The sequence below is a fragment of the Thiobacillus sp. genome, assembly GCF_024708915.1.
In genome coordinates this window covers 1-23,663 of the sequence record NZ_JANJXQ010000172.1, presented here as the reverse complement: position 1 = coordinate 23,663, position 23,663 = coordinate 1, and the positions used below count along the sequence as shown (strand labels likewise).

Here is a 23,663-nt window from a genome sequence, read left to right as displayed (position 1 = left end):
AGCGGTTTACTGGATCACGAATGAAGTGAACAGGACATCGTCTACTTGCTGGGGCTTGCCCTTCGGATCGAACGGCAGCTTTACCTGCGCCAGGATTTCCTGCGCGAGTTTTTTCTTGTCTTCCGTGCTGGCCAGCTCCTCGGCCTGCTTGCTGGAGAGCAGCGACAGCAAGCGGCTGCGGACGCGCGGCATGTAGGCTTTGATGATGTCGACTTGGGCCTGGTCGGCGACCTGCAGCGTGATATCGATCTGCAGATAATGCCCATCGCCCTGCAGGTTGATGGTGAAGGTTTCGAGCGGCAGGAAAACCGGTGCCTTCGGCGCCGGGGCCTCTTTGGATGCGTTGCCCTGGCTGAGAAACCAGGCGCCCGCGCCGCCGCCGCCCAGCAGAACCACGACGGCGGCGAGGATGGCGAGCCGTCTTTTTCCGGGCTTCCTGGCGGGAGCGGCTGCCGTCGGCTCGGCGGGGAGGGCGGGTGCGGCAGGTACGGCCATCGATACAATTCCTCTATATGGGCAATGTCGTGCAGATGGTGCCCATTATCGAAACAAAGCGCTGCCTTCGATGCCGGGAAAAGAGGGAGAAAAGGGACGCATATCGTTCAATGCCGGCGGATGCTCTGGGTCAGGCGAAGGTGTCGATCAGGCCGCGTCCGGATTGCGGGGCCGGCGGCTGGACTGCCTGCAGGCCGGCAGAGGCGGCCTCGTCCGGCGCGGCAAAGCGGGAGGCGATCCGTTGTCCGGGCTGGCCGGAGGTGTCGTTCTGCCGCGGCGTGTCTGCGCTGACCGTCGCCTGCCCCAACTGGATGCCGGCCTCGTCCATCATTTCCCGCAGTTTGGGCATGGCGGCTTCCAGCGCCTGGCGTACTTCGGGCTGCGCCGAGAAGAAGCTGGCCGTGGCCTGGTCGTTAGACACGTTGAGGACAATCTGCAGCGGCCCCAAGTTGGGCGGGTTGAGGGTGAGCGAGGCGGTTTGCTGGGCGCCCGCCGTCATCCACACAAGCTTTTCGCCGAGCGCCTGGCCCCAGGCCGTGGTGCCTACCGTCGGGGCCAGTTTGGGGGACGCAAGCTCATTGAGCGCGGGCATGCTTTCAAGCGCTGCCTGCGGGGCGGCGCGCAGGGCCGGATGGCTCATGAGGTCGGGCAGGAATTCACCGCCCTTCATGGCGTCGGACTGCCGGGCGGCGGCCGGCTGGCCCGAAAAGGCGCTGGCTGTGGCAGCCGTCGCGGCAGCGGCAGTGGCGGCTTGAAAATCGGCTTTGCCGGAGCGGGCGGGGTCGGCCTTGCGGACGCCGCGCGCATCGTCGGCAAGCTGGCCGGACTGCGCTTTCGGCGGCGTCCGCCCTTTGCGGGCATCCAGGACTGGCTGTTCCGTGGCGACGCCTTCTGTTGCGGCCGCGGCTGGCTTCAGCAGATCCGGGTTGATCGCCAGTGCCAGCAAGGTTTCGGGCGCGAGCGCGCTGTCCTCCGCCAGTGCCACGTGTGCGGGTTTCTCGCCTGGCACAGTCTCGGCTGCGGAATCCGCGCCGGCTTCTGTCTGCACGGAGGTCTCGGGCGCGGCGTCCGTGGCGGCATCGGTGCCTTCCCCGGCGGTGTCGTTTTTCCGATGCTGCGCGATTTCGCTCGACAGCACCTGGCTGAACGGCACCTCCGGCGCGGCGGAATCCTGCGGCTTGGCTGCGCTGGATTGCGCCTGGGCAGGATTGGCCGGATTGATGTTCATGGGGGTCGCGTTCATAAGGGGCGGTCCTGTTTCAGGAGGGGTTGCTCTTGTGCAGCGCGCGTCTGGCGGCATGCTCGTCGTTCTGTTTCTGGTCGCGCCACAACTCGCGGCGCAGGTCTTCCTTGCTTGCGCGGTCGGCCAGCGTGACGAAGGACATTTTCTTCTGCTCGCAGGACTGCCAGACGGCGCGCGCCTGGGCAATCCGCTGCCTGGCTTCGCCGACGACCTTCTGCTGGCCGGTAATGGCGTGGTCGAGCTTCTGCATGAACACCTGGAAATTGTTGAAATGCGTCGCGCTGATCCCCGAACTCAGGTCGGCCTGGCGGCGCGCGGCATAGTCGTCGCGGTATTGCATCAGCAGATCGAGTTTCTGATCCGCTTCTTCGCCGGCACGCAGCGCGGTGCCCAGCTGCTTGGCGGCCGCGTCGGTCTCCTTGTGGGCGAGATCGATCAGCGTATTGAGTGCGGAGGGGGTGGCCATTCGGTGTGCGTTATCGTCCGGTGGGTTTATTGGAACAAGGCTTCGAGCCCGGCGAGGCTTTCCTCGACGCCGGAGCGCTCAAGCATGCCTTGCTGCAGAAAGGCCTCGATGCCCGCCTGCAATTTGATGGCTTCGTCCAGCAGCGGATCGGAACCAGCCGCATAGGCGCCGACGTTGATCAGGTCGCGGCTGCGTTCGTAGCGCGAATACAGTTTCTTCAGTCGGCGCGCCAGCTGCTGGTGTTCCGGTGTGGCGATGCCGTGCATGGCGCGGCTGATCGATTGCTCGATGTTGATGGCCGGGTAGTGGCCGCTCTCGGCGAGGGAACGATCCAGCACGATGTGGCCGTCGAGGATGGCGCGCGCGGAATCGGCGATCGGGTCCTGCTGGTCGTCGCCCTCGGTCAGCACGGTGTAGAAGGCGGTGATGGAGCCGCCGCCCGGCTTGCCGTTGCCGGCGCGCTCGACCAGCGCCGGCAGCTTGGCGAACACCGACGGCGGATAGCCCTTGGTGGCGGGCGGCTCGCCGATCGCCAGCGCGATCTCGCGCTGCGCCATGGCGTAGCGGGTGAGCGAATCCATGATCAGCAGCACGTTCCTGCCCTGGTCGCGGAAATGCTCGGCGATCGAAGTGGCATACGCTGCGCCCTGCAGCCGCATCAGCGGCGGGGTGTCGGCCGGCGCCGCCACCACCGCAGCGCGCGCCAGGCCTTCCTCGCCGAGAATCTGCTCGATGAATTCCTTGACCTCGCGGCCGCGTTCGCCGATCAGACCGACCACGATGACGTCCGCGCTGGTGTAGCGCGCCATCATGCCGAGCAGCACGCTCTTGCCGACGCCGGAGCCGGCGAACAGGCCCATGCGCTGGCCGCGTCCCACCGTCAGCATGCTGTTGATCGCGCGCACACCGACGTCGAGGATGTCGGTGATCGGTGCGCGCCCCAGCGGGTTGGCGGCGCGATTGTTGAGCGGGGCGGTGGCGGAGGTGTGCAGCGGGCCGAGGCCGTCGAGCGGACGCCCGCCGCTGTCGAGCACCCGTCCGAGCAGGGCGTCGCCGACCGGCAGGTGGCGGGTGCGGTCGCTCGGGCGGCGGCGCGGATGGTTCACCTGGCCCAGGCCGGGCAGGGTGGGGATGACTTCGACCGGGAACACGCGGGCGCCGGGCACGATGCCCTCGACGTCGCTTTGCGGCATCAGGAAAAGACGGTTGCCGTCGAACCCCACCACCTCGGCTTCCAGGTGCGAACCGTTGGGCAGGGGGACGGTGCAGGCGCTGCCCACCGGCAGCTTCAGGCCGACCGCCTCCATCACCAGCCCGGCCACGCGCGTGATGCGGCCGGACACCTGCATCGGCTCGGCGATCGCCAGCAGTTCGCCGCAATCCTGCAGATAGGCTTTCCAGCGGCTGCTGTGGGGCTGCGCGTCCATCAGGGTGCCAGCCAATCCGATTGATTGCCCAGCGCGGCGGCGAGGCGTTGCCAACGCGTGGGCAAGGTGGCATCGATCTGATTGCTGGCGGTTTCCACGCGGCAGCTGCCGCGTTCAAGTTCGGCATCGTCGGCCAGCTGCCAGCCGGTTTTCGCGAGTTCGTCGCCGATCCTGTTCTTGACCAGCTGCGCATCCGCCGGATTCAGGAACAGCAGGGCCGGCTGATGCAGCACCGGCAGATAGCGGACCGCTTCCTTGACGATCGGGATGACCCGTTCGGGCTGTACGGCCAGGGCGGTTTTCAGCATGGCGTGCGCAAGATCGACCGCCAGGTCGAGCACCTGGCGGGAGATCGTTTCGTCCGCCTTGCCGACCTCGGCGCTGAAGGCATCGGCCAGGCCGCGCAGTCTGGCCGCTTCGAGCGCGGCCTCCCGCTGGCCTTGGGCATAGCCTTCGGCCCGGCCGGCGGCATGGCCTTCCTGCCTGGCCTGCTCCTGGATTTCGGTGATCTGCTCGATCGTCGGCAGGGCGATGCCTGCGTAATCCGCATTTTTTACGGGATGCGGATCGACGTCGAAGCTGGCCATCTCCCAAGGCTGGCAAGCCGGCTGATCGGCGCTGGGAATGACGCAACTAGACATAGGTCTCTTCCCCTTTCGCGCCCAGCGAGAGCTGGCCTTCGTCGGCCAGGCGGCGGACGATCATCAGGATTTCCTTCTGCTGCGCTTCAACCTCGGACAGGCGCACCGGCCCTTTCGACTCCAGGTCTTCCCGCATCATTTCAGCGGCACGCTGCGACATGTTCTTGAAGATCTTCTCGCGCATGTCCTCCGACGCGCCCTTGAGCGCGACGATGAGCGAATCCGACTGGACTTCGCGCAGCAGCAGCTGGATGCCGCGATCCTCGATTTCCATGATGTTCTCGAACACGAACATTTCGTCCATGATCTTCTGCGCCATGTCGGGGTCGTAACTTTTCAGGTATTCCATGGCGGAAGCCTCGTTTTCCCCGCTCATGAAGTTCAGGATGTCGGCCGCCGCACGGGTGCCGCCCATCGGCTGCTTCTTCAGGATGTCGCTGCCGGACAGCAGCTTGGTCAGCACGTCGTTGAGTTCGCGCAGCGCTGTCGGCTGCACGCCGGAGAGCGTGGCGATGCGCAGCAATACGTCGTTGCGCAGGCGGTCCGTGAAGCAGGCCAGCACCTCGCAGGCCTGGTCGCGCTCCAGGTGCACCAGGATGGTCGCGATGGTCTGCGGATGCTCGTTGTGGATGAGGTCGGCTACCGATTCGGCGTCCATCCATTTCAGGCTTTCGATGCCGCTGGCATCGCCGCCGCCGCCCAGAATCCGGTTCAGCAGCGACGTGGCCTTGTCGTCGCCCAGCGCCCGCCTGAGAACGGTGCGGATATAGTCGTTCGAGTCCAGGCCCAGCGAGGAATTCTGATCGGCCACGTTGTTGAAGTCGTCGAGCACGTTCTCCACCTCTTCCTGGGGGATGGACTTCATGGTGGTCATGGCTTCGCCGAGCTTCTGCACTTCGCGTGGGCCGAGATATTTCATCACCTCCGACGCGCCTTCCTCGCCCAGCGCAAGCATCAGAATCGCCCCCTTGGTGATGCCGTTTTCACTCATGGCTGGCTACCCAGGTTTTCACGATGTTGGCGACCACGCGCGGGTCCTCGCTGGCCATTTTTTGCGCCCGCGACAGGTTTTCCTGGTAGCTGCGCTGGCCGGGCGGAAGCGCCTTCAGCCCGCCGCCGGCCGCATGCTGCAGCGCATCGTGGTCGGGCGCGGGCAGCGCGCGGAGTTCGGTAAGCTTTTTCAGCAAAGGCTTGGCCGCCTTCAGGTACAGAACGACGAGCGCCACCGCAATCAGCAGATACTTGCCCGCCACCTTGGCAATCTCGATGTATTCGACATATTCGGGCTGCTTCCAGAAGGGCGGCTCGGGAAGCGCTTGTTGTTCCGTGCTGGCGAAGGGGCTGTTCACCACGTTGAGGGTGTCGCCCCTTTCCTGGTTGTAGCCCATGGCTTCCTTGACCAGGTTGGTGATCTGGGTTGTCTCGGCCTCGCTCAACGGCTGCATGACGCTGTTGCCGGACTTGTCGACGGTCTTCCTGTAATTGACGACCACCGCGACCGACAGCCGTTTCAGGCCGCCGCCGCCCTGCTGGACGTACTGGATGGTCTTGTCGACTTCATAGTTGACGGTGGCATCCTTGCGCGTGTTGGCGACCGGCGCGGCTGCGGCGGCTACGGCAGGCGCGGCAGGCTTCTGCCCGGGCGCAACGATCGGCGCGGTAGCCGGCGCCGGCGGCTGGTTGCTGAGCGCGCCCGGCACACCGGCAGGATTGGCCGTGCCGTTCAGCGATTCGCTGGTCTGCTGGCTGCGGATGGCCATGGCGTCGGGCGTCTGGTTCGGCTTGTAGGACTCCACGGCCTGCTCGCTGCGGGAGAAATCGACGTCGGCGGTCGCTTCGGCGCGCACATTGTTGGGGCCGACGATCGGGGTGATGATGGATTCGATCCGCTTGACGACGTTTTGCTGCAGCTCCTGGACGTATTTGGTCTGGCTGGGATCCATGCCGTTGAGGCTGGCTGCCTTGCTGGTGTCGGAAAGCAGGCTGCCGTTCTGGTCGACCACGGTCACGTTCTTGGTCGGCAGCCCGGGCACGCTGCTGGCGACCAGGTGGACGATGGCGCTGACCTGCTGCGGATCGAGCACGCGGCCGGGATGCAGATTGAGCAGCACCGAAGCGGTGGGTTGTTTCTGCTCGGAAACGAAGATCGAGTCCTTGGGCATGGCCAGGTGCACGCGCGCCGCCTGCACCGCAGAAACGGATTCGATCGAGCGCGCCAGCTCGCCTTCCATGGCGCGCTGAAAATTGACCTGCTCGATAAACTGCGACGACCCGAGGCGCTGTTTTTCCATCAGCTCGAAGCCGACGTTGCCGCCCTTGGGCAGGCCTTGCGAGGCCAGTTTCAGCCGTGCATCGTGCACCCGCTCGGCGGGCACCAGCACGGCGCCGCCGCCTTCGGCGTATTTGTAGGGGATGTTCATTTTTTCCAGCTCGGCGACGATGGCGCCGCCGTCGCGGTCGCTGAAATTCGAGAACAGCACGCGATACTCGGGCTGCTGCCCCCACATCCAGACCGCGCCCATGACCGCAACGACCGCGGCCACGCCCAGCATCAGCATGATTTTCCGTCCGCTGGCGGTCCGGGTGAATTCCAGGACATTGGGCGGAACCGCGATTTCACCTGCTACTGCCATATTGTTTTTGCCTCCGTCGTGCCGGCGTCATGGGCCGCCCGGTTTCCGATTGCCGTGTTCATTCGTGTTGCCCCATGGGAGTGTCGCTATGTGATCGAATTATCGGCACTGCCGCGGGTTTCAATCGGGGGAATAGAAGCCGGTTTCAGGTGCTTATCGGGCTTATGGCTTGGCGCCGGACTGATAAGGTGGGCACGTGAAAAACCGCCTGTGCAGGCGGCTGGATGAGTGAAGGAGGGCACGATGAGCGTAGGCATGATCGATACCGGCCGGATTGAAGCGATGGTGGCGCAGCTGAAGGCCGCGGCGGCACGCGCAACGCCAGCGGGCGAAAGCCCGCTGCAAACCGACAAGACCGCGAATCAGGTCAATTTCCAGTCGGTCCTGAAATCATCTCTGGACCAGGTCAACAGTGCGCAGCTGCAGTCGCAGCAGCTGGCCGAACGGTTCGCCATGGGCGACAGCAGCGTCAGTCTTTCCGACGCGATGATCTCCATGCAGAAATCCAGCATCGCCTTCCAGCAGACCGTGCAGGTGCGCAACAAGCTGGTGTCCGCCTATCAGGAAATCATGAACATGGGCGTGTAAGCAGAGCGCACCCGCGGGGCGGGAGCTTCAAGTTGCAAGGCTCGGGCGAAGCGTGCGGGTGCGTGCTTCGCCCGTGCTTTCTTGCAACTTGCATCATGAACCCGGATTGTCCATTGGGTATCAAGCCTGGCGCACAGGCTGGTTTTCTCCCTCTCTCGCAGGCGGGAGAGGGCCGGGGAGAGGGAGCGTCCACCGGTAACAAGGCTGGATCAGCCCGTTTCCCCCACCCCAACCCCTCCCCCGCCTGCGGGAGAGGGGCTATTGGACAATCCGGGTTGCAACTTGTATCTCAATGCACCGTGCTCAGCGCCTGCCGCAGAGCGTCGGCCAGGTCCTCCGCGACGAACTTCGCCACGTAGGCGTCGGCGCCGACTTTCTTGACGTGCGCTTCGTTGGTCGAACCGGTCAGCGAGGAGTGGATGACCACCGGGATGGCGCTGAAGCGCGGATCCTGCTTGATGTTGCGGGTCAGGGTAAAGCCGTCCATCTCGGGCATTTCCAGGTCGGTCAGCACCAGGGCGATCCGGTCGTGCACGGTCTTGCCCTCGTCTTGCGCCTTGGCGGAGATGGCCTGCAACTGGTCCCAGGCCTCCTTGCCAGTCTTGCACATGAGGTAGGGCAGGCCCATCGCTTCCAGCCCCTGTTCGATCATGGTGCGCGCGATCACCGAATCGTCCGCCGCCAGGATGACGGTGCCGGGCTTGATGTCCACCATGGGGCCGATGCTGGCGGGGTCGACCACCGGCTCGCTCGACGGCATGACTTGGCGCAGGATGGTCTCCACGTCCAGCACCTGCGCCAGACGGTCGCTGTTGTCGCCGTCCAGGCGGGCGAGGCTGGTGACCATTCCGCCGGCGGCATTGCCCTCGGCGGACAGCACCTGGCGCCAGTCGAGGCGCACGATGTCCTCCACCGATTCGACGGCGAAGGCCTGGGTGCTGCGGGCATATTCGGTAATCAGCAGAATGTTCAGCCCGGTTTTCGGGGTGCATCCCGTCACCGCCGGCAAATCGATGACCGGAATGATCTGGCCGCGCAGATCGACCACGCCCATCATGTGGGGATGCGCTCCGGCCATGGCGGTAATGGTCGGCATCGGGATGATTTCGCGTATCTTGAACACGTTGATTCCGAACAGTTCGTTGCGATCGAGATTCGCATCGTCGCCCAGGCGAAATAGCAACAGTTCCAGCTTGTTGGAACTGGTCAGATTGGTTCTTTCGTCAATTTCCTGCTGGATCGTTTGCATGGCGGAGTCTCCTTGAATCATTCATGTGGGGTGGCGCGCTACAGGCTGTTTCGCCGCGCGCGCTCGATATCCATGACAAAGCGCTGCAGCCTGGTGGCCATGTCGTTGGGCAAATCCAGAAAGCGGCAACCCAGGCGGGTCTGGGTGACGCCGTTCTGCAGGCGGATCTGTGCAGCATTGCGGACTTCCAGCGAAGTGACGACGGTGACCGCTTCGGGCAGCAGCAGACGGCAGTCGGGCAGCATTCTGCCGGTGTCGCAGCCGAGGCGCCCGCTGTTTTCGGCGATCGCCACGCCGCCGCAGCTGATGTCCACGATGCAGGTTGCGATCGGCTCCGCGGTCGCGTCCGCCAGGGACGGCACGAGGCATCTGACCGGGTTGGCAATGGGCATGGGCACCCGGAAATGCTCCCTGCGCTGCAGGCGCACCAGCGATGGGGGAAGGGCGATACGCAGGGCCGCCAGGTTTTCGTACTCGCACGCAGCAACCGGGCCGCTGGAAAACGAGATGGAGACGCCATCGAGCTGGGTGATGAACTCCGCACCCGTGCCAGACATCAGTTCCTGGTTGAGCGCGTCGCCGCGGGCGCTGTCCAGAATCAGCAGGTTGCGGGCCTCGTCGACCGCAAGCACCGAGGTGACGACGATCTGCCGGCTGCGCGGCAGATCGAGATTGACCAGCAGCTTGCGTTTCTGGATCGCGCGTAGCAGGAAAAGAATCTCCGCGCGCGAGTGGACGGCGTAAGGCGCCAGTGCCTTGTCGCGATCGGGATGGGTCGAGTCGTGTTGCGGGGCTGAAAAAGACATTCTGCTTAGACGTGATTGTTCGGCAAGTCCTGCCTGTCGGCGGCTTCCAGATGGTAGAGCCAGGCCAGTAGTTCGGCCACTGCGACATACAGCTGCGGCGGGATGTGGCTGTCGAGGTCGATCTGCATCAGTAAGGCCAGCAATTCGCGCGATTCGTGGACGTAGACGCCCGAGGCGCGGGCCTTTTCGATAATGCTGTCGGCCACGATGCCCCGCCCCTTGGCGACCACGCGCGGCGCACCGTCGCCGTTGCGGTAGGCGAGCGCAGCAGCGGCGCGCTGCATGTCAGGTGCCGGCATCGTGCTGCACCGTGAGGGTGTGGAGGGTGCAGCCCGCCGCGCGCAAGCGGTCGGCCAGCACGCCCTGGTGTTGCTGCAGCAGGGGTTCGGTTGCGGGCTGTTCCGGCACCATCCTGATGCTGAAAGCCTGCTGCGCATCGAGCTTGATATGCACGGTCACGCTGCCGAGTTGCGGCAGCGTCAGCCTGAGCCTGGATTCCCAGCCTGCATCGGCCTCGTCGGCGGCGGCGGTCGAATGGTCCTGCGCGGGGTCCGTCTCCTGGCGCAGCTGCCATTCCAGCGTCTGTCCCGGCCACACCTCGCCGCGCCAGACGAATTGGGGCGACTCCAGCACCTGCAACTGCTGCGACAGCAGGGCGTGCATCGGGTTGAGCGGCTTCTGCGCGGCCGCTTCGCCGCTGTCGGGCAGCGCCGGCAACCCGCCGGCGGCGCGCGCGGCGTCGGCCGCCGCCAGCCGGTTCTGCGGCTCCTGCAGCAGGCCGTCGAGGCTGTCCTGGCCCGCCGCCCAGCTGGCCAGGTGCGACTCGTAAAACAGGCCGCTGCGCACCAGCGCGGTACGCAGGGCGAGCGCCAGTTCGGCCGGCAGCGCGGGCGGCTGGTCGAGCAGGGGGCCGGGCGGGACGAGGGTGGGCAGGGCGTTGTGCTGCGGCAGGCGCTGCATCAGCTCGCTCAGCATGCGCGCGGTCTGGCTCAGTTGCGGCGCATCGCTGGCCGCGGTTTCGGGGGCTTCGAGCAGGAACACCGGCTGCGGCATGTGGCCGGCAAAGCGCAGGCGCAGGGTGTCGCCGGCGGCGGCCGGCTGGGGCAGGCGCATGGCGACGGTCTGGCCGTCGATTTCGACCAGCGAAATGCCTTTTGCCTGGCTCCTCACCAGGCCGGCGAGCGTCTGGCCGATTTTCAGGTGCTCGAACGCCGCGCGTGGCGCGGCCTGGTCGCGCTCGACCGCGTCCAGCACGGGCTGGACGGCCAGAATGCGGGACAGGGCCTGGGCCGGATACATGCGGGACGGGCCTTACGCCCGCTGCGCTCCGTAAGCGTCGACGCTGCGCTGGCCGGCGCGCGCCATGCTCAGGCGCTGCTGCAGTTCGTGCAGGCGCGGCTCGGTGAGCGCGCGGATCTTGGCGTCGTTCTGCAGGATGGTGCGGATGATCGCCACCTTGGCGCGCTGTTCGGTTTCGTTCAGCGGCACCGGCGCGGCCTGCATCAGGCTGCCGACGTAGCCCTGGCAGCGCTGCTCCAGCGCGGCCAGGTGATCCCATTCGCCCTGGCTGGCGGCGTCCAGCATGGTGCCGGTGAGTGCGGAGAGCGATTCGTAGGTAGTGAGCATTTCGTTGCTGGTCATCATGGGCTCCGGTTCGGTTCAGGCTGCAACGTGTTGTCTGGCGGAAGCGGCGGGCTGCCCGCTGGCGCCGATCTGCTGCCAGGCGCCGTGCAGTTCGTGCAGCAGGCCCAGCACTTCTTCCAGCGGGGCGGGCTGGTTGTTGACGTGGGCGAGCATCAGGCGCTGGTTCATATAGTCGTACAGCGCATCCAGCTGCAGCGCGATGTCGCTGCCCTGCTGCGGATCGAGCGCGGCACGCAGGCCGTCCAGGATGATGTTGCTGGCCTTGCTGATGGCCGCGCATTTTTTGGCGACATTGCCCTCGTTCATATGCTTGATCGCCATCCGCACCGCCAGTTCGGCGCCTTCGTACAGCATGACGATGAGCTGGTGCGGGCTGGCCGCGGCGACGCCGGTTTCCAGGCCGACACTGGCGTAGGCATGCGCGGCGCTTCTCGTATTGGTGTACACGTCTTTCTCCTTGTTTACTTGTTCTGGCTGCTGCCGGGCAGGTTGGCGAGCTGCTGGGTCAGAAAAGCGCTGGTGCTATTCATGCTGCTGAGCATGGTGTCGAGCGCGGAAAACTGCGCGCGGTAGCGTTTCTCGATCTGCGCCAGTCGCGCTTCCAGCTGTTCCTGGCGCTGGTCCAGGAGCTTGATGCTGGTGTCGATGCCGTTGGTGCGCGCCTTGAGGCTGCCGTCGTCGCCGAGCACGGAGTCGATGTACTGGCTGATCCGCGACGCATAGCCCTGGCTGAACGCCGCGTTGCCACGGGCACCGAGCGCGCCGCCGGCGATGCGCAGCGCCAGGCCTTCGCTGGCGTCGCCGGCGGCACCGGTCAGCGTCTGCCCGCTGCCGCTTGCCGTGGCGCCATTGATCGAGCCGGCGATGTCGACGCCGGCGGTGACGACGGGGGCGCCGCCGAACAGGCTGTCCTTGGCGCTACCACCGGTAACGGCGGCCTGCGAGATGCTGCCGTAGAGCGCCGAGGCGATGCTGAGTACGCCGGTGTTTTGCGTCACCAGCACGCTGCCGGCGGTGCCGGTGGCACCATTCACCTTGCTCTGGATTTCGGCGGCCAGCGCATCGGCGTTGGCGTAGGTGGCAGCGGCAAGGGTCACACTGACCGCCTTGCCGTCGACGGTCAGGGTGAGCGCGTCGTTCACCCCGGCCGTCACGGTCAGCGCCGCGGCCTGGCTGCCTTGCGTGCTACCCTGCGTCGCCAGTTGACTGACGTTGACGGCATAGTTGCCGGGCTGGGTCTTCGCGCTGCTGGCGCTGTAGCTGACCAAGCTATCGGTGGCCTTACCTGCCTTGGCGAATAACGCCGCGATGTCATCGAAATTCTTGTCGATGGCGGTGTTGAGCTTGGTGTTGTCGAGCGCCAGCGTGCCGTCGCGGGTAAAGCTGACGCCGATCTGTGACAGCGTGGTGAGCGTGCCGCCGCTGTCGACCGAGATATTCAGCAGGTTGCGCATTTCCACCTGGATCGCGCGCGCAGTCGCATCGCCCAGCAGGATACCGTTTTGCGCACCGGGACCATTGAAGGCAGTGAGGCTCTTGAGGGTGCTGCTGGCACCGTTGTAGGCGCTGACGAAAGACTGGATGGCATCGGTGATGGTCCTGGTGTCGCGGCTCACCATCAGTGTCAGCGGCTGCCCGATGTTGGTCTGGGCGAGATTCAGCGTCACGCCGTCGATGGCGTCCTTCACCGTGTTGGTGGACTGTTTGACTGCAATGCCGTCGATCTTCAACAGGGCATCCTGTGCCGCGGCGACCTGACCGATGTTCTTGCCGCTGCCCGCGACCGCCGTGGGATCGTAGGCTAGCGCGGACAGTCCACTACCATCGAGGTGGTTGCCGTCGGCATCGGCGATGGTGATTTTCAGGCTGTTGGCCACGCCGCTGTCGGTCGAGGTGATGACCAGCTTATTGCCGGCGGCGCTGCCGTCGTTGACGATGGTCGCGGTGACGCCGGCGTTGGCAGCATTGATCGCATCGCGCACGCCGGCGAGCGTATTGTTGGCCGGATCGATGGTGATGCTTTGGGTTGTCTTGCCGGCATTGGCTGTAAAGGTGTTGGTGGCGCTGTCGTAAGCGCCGAACTGGACGGTCAGCGTACCCGAGCCGACGACCGCATCGGTGGTGGTGTAGCCGGCAGAGGCCAGCTTCTGCTGCTGCGCGAGCTGGGTGATTTCGACCTTGTAACTGGCCGGTGTGGCCTTGCCACCGGCGCTGGCGCTCAACACCTTGGTATCGGACGAGACGGCGCTCAGCGCCTGGAATTTGCTGCCGCTGCCGAGATCCTGCAGGGCGCTCTGAAAGCCGGCGAGCGTGCCGCGCAGCTGGCCGAAAGCGGACAGTTTCTGGGTGTAAACCGCCTCCTGCCTGGTCAAGGCGGCAAGCGGCCTGCGTTCGGCCGCCATCAACTGTTCGACGATGCCGTTGACGTCGAGTCCCGATCCGATTCCGGCGGCTGCAACCATGTTCGTCTCCTCAGGCTTCGCGGTTGATCAACAGACCCTGCATGCGGTCTATGGATTTGGAAATGGCCAGCATTTCCTCGCTGGGAAATTGGCGCAGCACCTCCTCGGTTGCGGTGTCGACCATCTTGACGACGGTGCGTCCGCTGTCCTGGTCGAGCGAAAACTGGATGCTGGATGAGACCGACTGCACGTACGCATTGGCCGACTGCACGGCGGCTGCAACCGCTTCCTGGGTGGCGGGCTGCGCGGGCGCGAAAACGGGATTGTCGAGCGTGGCGCGCTGCGCGGGGGTGACGGGGGCGGGTGTGGGGGCCTGCCGCAGCGCGGCAAGATCAACTGAATCGACTTTTCCAATGGACATGATGATTCCCCTAGATCAAGCGGCAAAGGCGGAACAAGGAAACTCCTTGCTCCGCCGCTTCGCCCGGGCGCCGGGTTTGACTAAACCCAAAGGCGCCCGTTGTGCTGCACTTTCCAAACTTAGCCGCGCAGCAGCGAGAGCACGTTGTTCGGCAGCGAGTTGGCCTGCGCCAGCATCGCGGTACCGGCCTGCTGCAGAATCTGGCCGCGGGTCAGCGAGGCAGTTTCGGCTGCAAAATCGGCGTCTTCGATCCGGCTGCGCGAAGCGGACAGGTTTTCTGCGCTCGTTTGCAGGCTGGTGACCACCGAGGTGAAGCGGTTCTGCATCGCGCCCAGTGATGCGCGTGCGCTATTGATGGTCGTCAGCGCCGAGTCAATTGAGGCCAGCGCCGCTTGCGCACCCGCTGCCGTGGAGATATCAAGTGCGCTCACTGCAGTACCGGTTGCGGCAGAAGCCGTGGTTCCGTCGGCGACGCCTTTAACACCGGCTGCGGCAGTACCCCCGACGACCACGTTGCCGGTGCCGACATAATTCAGGCTGTAGGAGCCCCATGTCGTGGCCGCAACACCGCCCAAGCCGATATCCGCCAGGGCCGCACCCGTGGCGGTTCCGGCCGCGAAGCCGACGTCAATATTCCTGCCGTCGGCTGCGGATAGCTTGATGGTGTTGCCCGCTTCAAGACTCGCCGTCACGCCGGTTGCCGCGCTATTCGCTTGAATCGCCTGGACGGTGGCATTCACGTTCGTTGCGCCAATGCCAGCCGTAGTCAGCCCTACGTTAATGGCCGTGCCGTTGATGGTGAGTATTGCCGTGCCGTTAGCCGTGATCGGCGTTGATGCATAAGTTCCAGTTGCGGTTGTGGCGTTGGCAGTCGCGGTGACGCCGGTGATGTTCGAGTTGTTGATCGCAGCGGCGATCGCTTTTGCGCTGCCGCCGATGGCGGCGCCGCCCGAGGCTGAAAAAATGTCGACTGCCGTGCCGCCATTCACCCCGATCGTGAATTGGCCCGCGGCCGTGATGCCGGTCGATGCGGTCAAAGTGGAGGTGGTGACCGACGCGCCATAGGTTTGCCCCAGGTTGGCGGTGCGTGCGTTGCCGATGGAGTCGACGGTGATGCGGTCGTTGAGGGTGTTATTGGCACCGACTTGAAAGGTTTGTGCATTGAAGGAGCCATCGAGCAGCTTCACACCGTTAAATGACGAGCTGCCGGCCACACGGTCGATTTCTCCCCGCAACTGGGCGATTTCGCTCTGCAGTGCTGCGCGGTCACCGGCGCTGTTGGACGCGTTGGCCGATTGCACCGCCAGTTCGCGCATACGCTGCAGGTTGTTGCCGATTTGCTGAAGGTCGCCTTCGGCGGTTTGCGCCAGCGAGATGCCGTCGTTGGCGTTGCGCGCCGCCACGTTCATGCCGCGAATTTGCGCCGTCATCCGGTCGGCAATCGCCATGCCGGCTGCGTCGTCCTTGGCGCTGTTGATGCGCAGGCCGGAAGACAAGCGCTGAATCGCGGTATTGAGCGCGGACTGCGAGGTATTCAGGTTGCGCTGCGCGTTGAGCGAAGCGATGTTGGTGTTGATTACTGCTGCCATGTTGTTTCTCCTTTTTTAGTCGAGGGTTCCGGCTGGTGCCGTCAACGTTGGTTTGCCCGCTGGGGCTGCATGAACCGCCGTTGTGAGAGGAATCGTCGGGGGTTGGAGAAAGTTAAGGCTGCTGTTGCAAAAATCTGCATGATCTTCATTCCGCAGCCTGCATGGGGGCTTGTGCCGCCCGGCAAACGCGGTTCTTGCCGGCGTGCTTGGCTTGGTACATGGCGCTGTCGGCGCGGGCGATGGCGGCTTCCTGCGATTCGCCAGGGGCGCGCGCGGCGACGCCGGCGCTGAAGGTGATCAGCACGCGCTCGTTGTTGTCGAGGAAGTATTTCTTGGTGAGGCTGCGCTGCAGCCGGGTGACGATTCCCATGGCCTCGTCGAGCGGTGTGTTGGGCAGCAGGATGAGAAATTCCTCGCCGCCCATGCGCGCGATGTGGTCGGTGAGGCGCAGTTCTTCCTTGGCGACCTTGACTAGGTGGATCAGCGCCTCGTCGCCGGTCTGGTGGCCGCGTTTGTCGTTGAGCGCCTTGAAGTTGTCGACGTCCAGCACGGCGATGCAGAACGGCGAGGCATAGCGGTCGGCGCGCGAGGCTTCGCGCGCGAATTCGTCGTCGAGGCCGCGCCGGTTGAGGCTGCGGGTGAGCGGGTCTTCGCGCACCAGGGCGCTCATTTCGGCGAGCTGGGTTTCCAGCTGGCGGATGCGGCCTTCCGCCTGCAGGGCGGCGTCGCGCTCCTGGATAAGCTGGTCGTGGGCGCGGCGGGTATCGGACTGCGCGGTGCGGGTTTCTTCCAGCAGATTTTCAAGAATGCGGTTCAGCTCCCGCACGTCTTCGGTGCTGCCGATGCGTTCGATGTGGGAGGCGATTTTTCCCTGGTACTCGTCGTTGGCCGCCACGGCGTCGCGCATGCGGCTGACGAAGGTGGTCATGGTGGCTTTCAGTGTGGCGGTGGCTTCGCGCAGGCCGTGCTTGACCAGGCTTTGCTTGTAGATCACTTCCTTGAGCCGTTTTTCCGCTTCCTGCAGCGACTGCAGCCTGAGCGGGCCGGCGACGATTTCCTGCACCATGTCGAGTTGGCCGCGCAGCCAGGTGTCGTCGTCGAGCAGTTCGCCGATGTTTTCCACCAGCAGCAGCAGAATGCGCCGGAACGTTTCCTGCTGGTCGTGGAGGTGCGAGGCATGCTGATCGACGTCGATCCACAGCGATTTCAGGCTGGCTGCGGTATTGCGCAGGGCGCTGGCGCTGCCGGCGTCGCGCACGGCGGAGGCCAGCTGTTGCGCCCGGTCCGCCAGCGCGGGGTGGTGCGACAGCTGGGGGATGAGGCCGAATTCCAGGGTTTTGGCGAGCAGGTCGCGCAGCAGGGTCAGGTCTTCTTCGCCGCCGCTGCCGTCCGTCCGCTGCTTGAGCTGCAGCGCAATCTGGCTCAACTGCTTGCGGCATTGCGCCCAGTCGCTCTTGCGGATGGCCTGGTCGAGTATTTCCACCGGGCCCGCCAGCTCGGGATGGTGCAGGCTGAGGTCCATGACCAGGCCGGACAGCGCGCTGGCGGCGGTGGCGGTGATGGCCGTCGTCGCCGCCACGCCGGGCGCGCCGGTGATTTCCTCGTACAGCGTCTGGTAGTTGTCCGGGGTCGGCGCGATCCGGCGCAGCGCAAGGCGGCGCAAGGTTTCGCGCGCGACTTCGGTCGGATTGGCAAGATTGATTTTGACGGTTGGCTCGGCCATGTCGGCACTCAAACCCGGAAAGGGCAATTCGCTATGCCCGCAAGGGGCAGGCCGTGATTTGCAAAGCCGGCGAACCGGCAACACTCACGCTCTGCCTCGCATGTTAAGGCGGGTGGAAGGGGGATAAAGGGTGGATTAAGGCGGGAAAACCCCGGCATTTCCGAAGACGGATTCAAGATGCGGGATTCGGGCGGCACGCTTTTCCTTGTATATCGAACCTTGCGTCTGGAATCTCAATCGAGCAGTCCCTGCTTGATCGCGTAATGCGTCAGTTCGGCGTTGTTTTTGAGCTGCATTTTCTTCAGCAGGCGGGCGCGGTACATGCTGATGGTCTTGACCGACAGCGCCAGCTGGTCAGCGATGAGGCTGACGGTCAGCCCGGAGGCGATCATGCACAGGGTCTGGTATTCGCGGTTGGAGAGGCCTTCGTGCGGCAGGCCGGCGCGTTCGCCGCTGATTTCGCTGGCGAGTTCCTGGGCGACTTCGGCGCTGATGTACTTCTTGCCCGAGGCGACCAGGCGGATGGCGTCGATCAGCTGATCCGGCGCGCTTTGCTTGTTGAGGTAGCCGGCCGCGCCGGTCTTCAGCGCGCGCACCGCGTACTGGGTCTCCCGGTGCATCGACAGCATCAGCACCCTGATGCCGGGATGTTCGTTCTTCAGCAGTTCCAGGGTTTCCAGGCCGCTGCGGTCGGGCATGGAAATGTCCATCAGCACCAGGTCCCAGGGCTCCCGCCGGGCCATCTGCAGGGCGTTCCTCGCGCAGTCGGCCTCGCCGGCGACTTCGATGTCGTCGACTTCGGCGAGGATTTGCTTGAGCCCTTCGCGGACGATGGCGTGGTCGTCGACGATGAGGATGCGGTAGGGTTTGACGGTGGCCACGGTTTGAACGGTTTTTCGGATTTTATTAGGCGGAACAAGGGGATTATGCCGTCATTTCGGCGTGTCGGGCGGAGCGTCGGGCAGGGGGATGCGCAGGCTGACCTGGGTGCCGCGCCGCCGCGCGGGCAGCACGCTGAGTTCGCCGCCCAGCGCCGCGGCGCGTTCGCGCATGCCGAGGACGCCGAAGCCACGCTTGCCGTTTTCGCCGCGGACCGTCTGGATGCCCTGGCCGTCGTCGGCGACGCTTACCCGCAGGCTGTCGCGGTCGCGGACCAGGCTGACTTTGACCTTGCTGGCGCGGGCGTGCTTGGCCACATTGGTCAGCGCTTCCTGGACGATGCGGAACACGGCGATGGCAAGCTCCGGATCGAGCGGGATGGCGGCGTCGGGGGCGCTGAATTCATGGGCGATGTCGGTGTTGTGGCTGAACCGCTGCAGCTGCCAGCCGATGGCCGACACGATGCCGAAATCCAGCATGGCGGGGCGCAGGTTGGAGGCGATGCGGTGCGTTGCTTCGATGGTCTGGTCGACCACGTTGTCCAGATAGGCGGTGCGTTCGATCAGGCCGGCCTCGCCGGGCGGCAGATGCCGCTTCAGCCAGGAGAGGCCGATCTTGATCGCGGTTAGATTGCCGCCGAGGTCGTCGTGCACCTCGCGGGCAAGGTGCAGGCGCTCCTGTTCCTTGACCGCTTCGACGTGCGCGGCCAGCGCACTCAGCTGCGCCCGGGAACGCCGGATTTCCGCTTCGGCCTGCTTGCTGTGCGTCACGTTCAGCATGATGCCGTCCCAGATCAGGCCGTCCGGCGCTTCGCGCCGGCTGACGCGGAGGTTGACCCATTTCACGTCCTTCCAGGCTTCCATCCAGATGCGGCCTTCCCAGTTGAAGGTCATGTGGCTGCCGCCCGCCGCGGCCAGCCGGGCCAGGTAATCGGCCTTGTCTTCCTCCAGGATCAGCCCGGCGAAGCGTTCCGGGTTGGCGCGCAGGGCGGCCGCCTTGATGCCGAGCAGCTGGGCGGATTGCTCGCTGACGTAGCGCAGCGAGGTGGTGCCGTCGTGCCTGCGCAGCACCTGATAGGCCATGCCGGGAATGTGCGCCACGATCGCGCGCAGGTCGGAGGCCGAGTGCGCCAGCGCCTGCCGCGCTGCTTCGCGCTGGCTGATGTCGTCGGCCATGCAGATGAAAACCGGCTGGCCGCGATGAGTCGCGCAGGATAGCCGGGCCTCGACCGGATAGCGGCTGCCGTCGCGGCGGCAGCACTGCGCATGCAGCGCGATGCGGCGCTTCTTCCCGCTTTGCAGCAGGGCAAGCAGGGTGTGGAACGACTGTTCGTCCTCGGGCGCCAGCAGGTCCAGCGGTGTCAGCTTTTGCAAGGCCGTGAGCGGATATTGCAGGTTGTTCGCTGCGGACGGATTGGCCTGGACGATCTGCAGGGTGTCCGCGTCGAACACCATCACCTCGGTGGCCGATTCCTGCAGGATCGCCTTCAGCAACGCGCCTTCGTCGACAGCTTTGGATGAATCCATACTTCTCCTCATTGCTGAAGCTTTTATAACGACAGATTCCCGTCTTTTTTCTGCCCGTCATTATCGGCGGAAACGCTGCCCGACTTGAAATCGGGCTGAATCTCCCACATCTACCAAGGCAGTTGTCGAGGGGATTGTCCATGCCTACCACCCGTCCCGCCGCCGTCGCAGGCCTTTTCTACCCGGACCGGCCGGCTTTGCTCAGGCAAATGCTCGACGACATGCTGGCCGAAGCCGGACCGGCTGCACCGCCAAGCCGGCCCAAAGCCTTGATCGTGCCGCATGCCGGCTATGTGTATTCCGGCGCCGTCGCCGCCAGCGCCTATGCGCGCCTGGGCGATGGGCGCGGCCGTATCCGCCGGGTGGTGCTGCTCGGCCCCACCCACCGTGTCCCTGTGCGCGGGCTGGCCTTGCCCGAGGCGGAGCGCTTTGCCACCCCGCTCGGCGAAATCCGGCTGGATCGCGCGGGCATGCAGCGCCTCGCCGATCTGCCGCAAATAAGCGCAAGCGCTGCGGCGCACCGGATGGAGCATTCGCTGGAAGTGCAGCTGCCTTTCCTGCAGCAGGTGCTGGGCGATTTCCTGCTGCTGCCGCTGGCAGTGGGCGAGGCGACCGCGGCCGAGGTCGCGGAGGTGCTGGAGAGGGTGTGGGGCGGCGACGAGACGCTGATCGTGATCAGCTCCGACCTGTCGCATTTCCTGCCCGATGCGGCCGCCCGCAAGGCGGACGGCGCAACCGTCGATGCGATCCTGGCGCTGGATTCGCACCTCAACCACGAGCAGGCTTGCGGCGCCACGCCGATCAACGGCCTGCTGCTGGCAGCGCGCAGGCACGGCCTGCATCCGGTCGTGCTGGACGTGCGCAATTCCAGCGACACCGCAGGCGACCCCGAGCGGGTAGTCGGCTACGCCGCGTTCGCCTTCGAGGCCGGGACCGATGCGGACCAGCCGGACGCGGAAAAGGGCGCCACCCTGCTCAGGCTGGCGCGCGCCGAGATCGCCTCCAGGCTGGGGCACGAGGCGGCATCCCCCGCCCAGGCCGGCTGGCTGATGGAGCCGGGCGCCTGCTTCGTCACCCTGACCCGGCACGGCGAGCTGCGCGGCTGCATCGGCACCCTGGAGGCCCACCGCCCGCTGGAAATCGACGTGCGCGAGAATGCGGCGGCGGCAGCATTCCGCGACCCGCGCTTCATGCCGCTGGGCCGCGGCGAGTTCGAGGAAATCCGGGTCGAGGTGTCGCTGCTGACGCCGGCCGAACCGCTGGCGGCGGCGAGCGAGGCGGACGCGCTGGCGGCGTTGCGGCCGCATGTCGACGGCGTGGTGTTCGAATATGCCCATTACCGCAGCACCTTTCTGCCGCAGGTGTGGGAACAGCTGCCCGAGCCAGCCGCGTTTCTCGCCCAGCTCAAGCGCAAGGCGGGCCTGCCCGCGGATTTCTGGTCCGAAGGCGTGCGTCTGTCGCGCTACGGCGTCAGCAAGTGGAAGGAGGCGGCCGCATGAGCATTCCTGAATCGCAACACCCGGCGCGCTGGTGGCAGGTGCTGCCGGACGGCCGCATCGAGTGCAACCTGTGCCCGCGCTTCTGCAAGCTGCACGAGGGGCAGCGCGGGCTGTGCTTCGTGCGCAGGATGGAAGGCGGCAAGATGGTGCTCACCACCTACGGCCGCTCGTCCGGTTTCTGCGTCGACCCGATCGAGAAGAAGCCGCTCAACCACTTCTACCCCGGCAGCTCGGTGTTTTCCTTCGGCACCGCCGGCTGCAATCTCGCCTGTAAGTTCTGCCAGAACTGGGACATTTCCAAGTCGCGCGAGACCGACACGCTGATGGACCGGGCTGCGCCGGACGAGATCGCCGTGGCCGCCGAAAAGAGCGGCTGCAGAAGCGTGGCCTTCACCTACAACGACCCGGTGATCTTCGCCGAATACGCGATGGACGTCGCCGACGCCTGTCATGCGCGAGGCCTCAAGACCGTGGCGGTCACCGCAGGCTATATCACCGAGGAACCGCGCCGCGAATTCTTCGCCAAAATGGACGCTGCCAACGTCGACCTCAAGGCCTTCAGCGACGACTTCTATGTCGAGTTGACCGGCGCCCACCTGCAGCCGGTGCTCGATACGCTGACCTACCTGAAGCGCGAGACGGATACGTGGTTCGAGATCACCACGCTCCTGATCCCCGGCCGCAACGATTCCGACGCCGAGCTTGCGGCGATGAGCCGGTGGATCATGCGCGAACTCGGACCCGGCGTGCCGCTGCACTTCTCGGCCTTCCATCCTGACTGGAAGATGCGGGACGTGCCGCCGACGCCGGCCTCGACCCTCACGCGGGCGCGCGAGATCGCGCTGAAGGCGGGCCTCCACTATGTCTACACCGGGAACGTGCATGACACCACCGGCGGCACGACCTTCTGCCCATCGTGCCACGCGCCGCTGATCGTGCGTGACTGGTACCGCATCGACCGCTACGACCTTACGCCGGACGGCCATTGCCCGCACTGCGCCAGCGCCATCGCCGGCCGCTTCGGCGCGTTCAGTCATCCCTTCGGCAACCGCCGCATCCCCGTTGCCATGCACCGCGAGGGCCGGCCATGAGCGATTCCACCCTGGTCCACATCCCGGCCGGCAATGCCACCGTCGAAGGCATGCTGGAAATTCCCGACGGCGCCGTCGGGCTGGTGCTGTTCGCCCATGGCAGCGGCTCGTCGCGCCACTCGCCGCGCAACAATTACGTCGCCGGCGTGCTGCGCGAGGCCGGTGTTGGCACCCTGCTGATGGACCTGCTGACGCCGGAGGAGGACCGCGACTATTCCCGCCGCTTCGATATCGGCCTCTTGACGCGGCGCCTGCTCGACGCGGCGCGCTGGGTCGGCGCGCAGGAATCCACCCGGAATCTGCCGCTCGGCTTCTTCGGTGCCAGCACCGGGGCCGCCGCCGCGCTCGAAGCCGCCGCCGCACTGGGCGAGGCGGCACGCGCCGTGGTCTCCCGCGGCGGGCGCCCCGATCTGGCCGGCGAACTGGCCCTGCAGAAAGTGAGCGCGCCGACCCTGCTGCTGGTGGGCGGCTACGACGACGGCGTGATCGACCTCAATCAGCTGGCGTACGACCAGCTGCGCTGCAGGAAGGAAATGGTGATCGTCCCCGGCGCCACCCACCTGTTCGAGGAGCCCGGTACGCTGGAGGCGGTGGCGAGCCGGGCGGCAGCCTGGTTCGCAAAGTATCTGCCCACGCAGCAACGCCCCCTGTAGCAGGGCCGCCCCGGCCCGATGCCGTGGTGATTGCCATGGTGCGAAAATCGGGCCGGGGCGGCCCTCCTACAATAGCGTGGAGGCTGCGGCTACCCTTGCGGCCCGCCTACACGCATGGCGCCTACACCGTCTCCATCAGCCGTGGCATCATGAACCGCATGCCTGCCGCTAACAACAACCCCGCCGTTTTCGTTGCCCGCGGCCTCACCAAGGTCTACCGTATGGGCGAGGTCGAGGTGCATGCCCTGCGCGGCATCGACCTCACGCTCTATCGCGGCGAACTGGTGGTGCTGCTCGGCGCCTCGGGCAGCGGCAAGTCGACGCTGCTCAACATCCTCGGCGGGCTCGACGCGCCCTCCGGCGGCGAGGTCTATTACCTCGACCACAAGCTGACCGGCGCTTCCGAGGCCGATCTCACCCGCTTCCGCCGCGAGCACGTCGGTTTCGTGTTCCAGTTCTACAACCTGATTCCGAGTCTCACCGCGCGCGAGAACGTCGCCGCGGTGACCGAGATCGCCACCTCGCCAATGCGCCCCGAAGACGCGCTGGCGCTGGTGGGACTGGGCAAGCGGCTCGACCATTTTCCGGCGCAGCTTTCCGGCGGCGAGCAGCAGCGGGTCGCAATCGCCCGTGCCATCGCCAAGAACCCGGCGGTGCTGCTGTGCGACGAGCCGACCGGCGCGCTCGA

General features: G+C 65.6%; 24 protein-coding genes. 5 read left to right on the top strand and 19 right to left on the bottom strand.

Features of this window, described 5'->3' with window-relative positions; all coding sequences use genetic code 11:
* Nucleotides 1–6: 6 nt before the first annotated feature.
* The 7 genes from fliL to fliF form a co-directional block, all read right to left on the bottom strand.
* Nucleotides 7–495, bottom strand: a complete 489-nt coding sequence (fliL, locus tag Q0L94_RS12165; protein ID WP_296753612.1) for a flagellar basal body-associated protein FliL — start codon at nt 493–495, stop codon at nt 7–9.
* 130 nt (nt 496–625) lie between these two features.
* Nucleotides 626–1,738: a flagellar hook-length control protein FliK gene (locus Q0L94_RS12160; protein WP_296753610.1), complete on the bottom strand. Its 1,113-nt coding sequence runs from the start codon at nt 1,736–1,738 to the stop codon at nt 626–628.
* Between the two features lie 16 nt (nt 1,739–1,754).
* The gene (fliJ, locus tag Q0L94_RS12155; RefSeq protein ID WP_296753608.1) at nt 1,755–2,204 is read right to left on the bottom strand and encodes a flagellar export protein FliJ; all 450 of its coding nucleotides are present in this window, start codon (nt 2,202–2,204) and stop codon (nt 1,755–1,757) included.
* A 26-nt stretch (nt 2,205–2,230) separates the two neighbouring features.
* Nucleotides 2,231–3,631 carry a flagellar protein export ATPase FliI gene (gene fliI / locus Q0L94_RS12150; RefSeq protein WP_296753606.1) on the bottom strand — a complete coding sequence of 467 codons (1,401 nt, stop codon included), beginning with the start codon at nt 3,629–3,631 and terminating at the stop codon, nt 2,231–2,233.
* Nucleotides 3,631–4,272 (bottom strand): flagellar assembly protein FliH, encoded by a 642-nt coding sequence (locus Q0L94_RS12145; protein ID WP_296753605.1) that lies wholly within the window; start codon nt 4,270–4,272, stop codon nt 3,631–3,633. Before Q0L94_RS12145 ends, fliI begins: the two co-directional genes overlap by 1 nt.
* Nucleotides 4,265–5,263: a flagellar motor switch protein FliG gene (gene fliG, locus Q0L94_RS12140; RefSeq protein WP_296753603.1), complete on the bottom strand. Its 999-nt coding sequence runs from the start codon at nt 5,261–5,263 to the stop codon at nt 4,265–4,267. The genes Q0L94_RS12145 and fliG overlap by 8 nt, the downstream gene beginning before the upstream one ends.
* The gene (gene fliF, locus Q0L94_RS12135; protein ID WP_296753601.1) at nt 5,256–6,905 is read right to left on the bottom strand and encodes a flagellar basal-body MS-ring/collar protein FliF; all 1,650 of its coding nucleotides are present in this window, start codon (nt 6,903–6,905) and stop codon (nt 5,256–5,258) included. Before fliF ends, fliG begins: the two co-directional genes overlap by 8 nt.
* A gap of 243 nt (nt 6,906–7,148) precedes the next feature.
* Here fliF and fliE point away from each other — a divergent pair, with 243 nt between their 5' ends.
* Nucleotides 7,149–7,493 carry a flagellar hook-basal body complex protein FliE gene (gene fliE / locus Q0L94_RS12130; protein WP_296753599.1) on the top strand — a complete coding sequence of 115 codons (345 nt, stop codon included), beginning with the start codon at nt 7,149–7,151 and terminating at the stop codon, nt 7,491–7,493.
* 289 nt (nt 7,494–7,782) lie between these two features.
* On the opposite strand, the gene Q0L94_RS12125 is transcribed toward fliE, so the two are convergent.
* The 12 genes from Q0L94_RS12125 to Q0L94_RS12070 all read right to left on the bottom strand — a co-directional run bounded on the left by Q0L94_RS12125 (nt 7,783) and on the right by Q0L94_RS12070 (nt 19,732).
* Nucleotides 7,783–8,742 (bottom strand): chemotaxis protein, encoded by a 960-nt coding sequence (locus tag Q0L94_RS12125; protein ID WP_296753597.1) that lies wholly within the window; start codon nt 8,740–8,742, stop codon nt 7,783–7,785.
* A gap of 38 nt (nt 8,743–8,780) precedes the next feature.
* Nucleotides 8,781–9,548, bottom strand: a complete 768-nt coding sequence (locus Q0L94_RS12120; protein WP_296753595.1) for a flagellar brake protein — start codon at nt 9,546–9,548, stop codon at nt 8,781–8,783.
* 5 nt (nt 9,549–9,553) lie between these two features.
* Nucleotides 9,554–9,847, bottom strand: a complete 294-nt coding sequence (locus Q0L94_RS12115) for an EscU/YscU/HrcU family type III secretion system export apparatus switch protein (protein WP_296753593.1) — start codon at nt 9,845–9,847, stop codon at nt 9,554–9,556.
* The gene (locus Q0L94_RS12110; protein ID WP_296753591.1) at nt 9,834–10,847 is read right to left on the bottom strand and encodes a flagellar hook-length control protein FliK; all 1,014 of its coding nucleotides are present in this window, start codon (nt 10,845–10,847) and stop codon (nt 9,834–9,836) included. Before Q0L94_RS12110 ends, Q0L94_RS12115 begins: the two co-directional genes overlap by 14 nt.
* Nucleotides 10,848–10,859: 12 nt before the next feature.
* The gene (locus Q0L94_RS12105) at nt 10,860–11,189 is read right to left on the bottom strand and encodes a flagellar protein FliT (protein ID WP_296753590.1); all 330 of its coding nucleotides are present in this window, start codon (nt 11,187–11,189) and stop codon (nt 10,860–10,862) included.
* A gap of 18 nt (nt 11,190–11,207) precedes the next feature.
* Complete coding sequence (fliS, locus tag Q0L94_RS12100) at nt 11,208–11,639, bottom strand: flagellar export chaperone FliS (RefSeq protein ID WP_296753588.1); 432 nt, start codon at nt 11,637–11,639, stop codon at nt 11,208–11,210.
* 14 nt (nt 11,640–11,653) lie between these two features.
* The gene (fliD, locus tag Q0L94_RS12095; RefSeq protein WP_296753586.1) at nt 11,654–13,654 is read right to left on the bottom strand and encodes a flagellar filament capping protein FliD; all 2,001 of its coding nucleotides are present in this window, start codon (nt 13,652–13,654) and stop codon (nt 11,654–11,656) included.
* A gap of 10 nt (nt 13,655–13,664) precedes the next feature.
* A complete protein-coding gene (locus Q0L94_RS12090) occupies nt 13,665–14,015 on the bottom strand; it encodes a flagellar protein FlaG (protein ID WP_296753584.1) in 351 nt (116 codons plus the stop codon).
* Nucleotides 14,016–14,134: 119 nt separating this feature from the next.
* On the bottom strand, nt 14,135–15,604 hold the full coding sequence (locus tag Q0L94_RS12085) for a flagellin (RefSeq protein ID WP_296753582.1): 1,470 nt from the start codon (nt 15,602–15,604) through the stop codon (nt 14,135–14,137).
* A gap of 145 nt (nt 15,605–15,749) precedes the next feature.
* Nucleotides 15,750–17,327, bottom strand: coding sequence for a GGDEF domain-containing protein (locus Q0L94_RS12080; RefSeq protein ID WP_296753580.1), 1,578 nt, complete (start codon nt 17,325–17,327; stop codon nt 15,750–15,752).
* 233 nt (nt 17,328–17,560) lie between these two features.
* Nucleotides 17,561–18,208, bottom strand: coding sequence for a response regulator transcription factor (locus Q0L94_RS12075; RefSeq protein ID WP_296753579.1), 648 nt, complete (start codon nt 18,206–18,208; stop codon nt 17,561–17,563).
* A gap of 51 nt (nt 18,209–18,259) precedes the next feature.
* Nucleotides 18,260–19,732, bottom strand: coding sequence for a PAS domain S-box protein (locus Q0L94_RS12070; RefSeq protein ID WP_296753577.1), 1,473 nt, complete (start codon nt 19,730–19,732; stop codon nt 18,260–18,262).
* 140 nt (nt 19,733–19,872) lie between these two features.
* Between Q0L94_RS12070 and amrB the strand changes: the two genes are divergently transcribed.
* From amrB to Q0L94_RS12050, 4 genes are all read left to right on the top strand, one after another.
* On the top strand, nt 19,873–21,231 hold the full coding sequence (gene amrB / locus Q0L94_RS12065) for an AmmeMemoRadiSam system protein B (protein WP_296753576.1): 1,359 nt from the start codon (nt 19,873–19,875) through the stop codon (nt 21,229–21,231).
* On the top strand, nt 21,228–22,322 hold the full coding sequence (gene amrS, locus Q0L94_RS12060; protein ID WP_296753574.1) for an AmmeMemoRadiSam system radical SAM enzyme: 1,095 nt from the start codon (nt 21,228–21,230) through the stop codon (nt 22,320–22,322). The genes amrB and amrS overlap by 4 nt, the downstream gene beginning before the upstream one ends.
* Nucleotides 22,319–22,975 carry an alpha/beta hydrolase gene (locus Q0L94_RS12055; protein ID WP_296753573.1) on the top strand — a complete coding sequence of 219 codons (657 nt, stop codon included), beginning with the start codon at nt 22,319–22,321 and terminating at the stop codon, nt 22,973–22,975. The genes amrS and Q0L94_RS12055 overlap by 4 nt, the downstream gene beginning before the upstream one ends.
* Before the next feature lie 95 nt (nt 22,976–23,070).
* Nucleotides 23,071–23,663 (top strand): ABC transporter ATP-binding protein (locus tag Q0L94_RS12050; protein ID WP_296753571.1); only part of this gene is annotated, 593 nt, incomplete at its 3' end.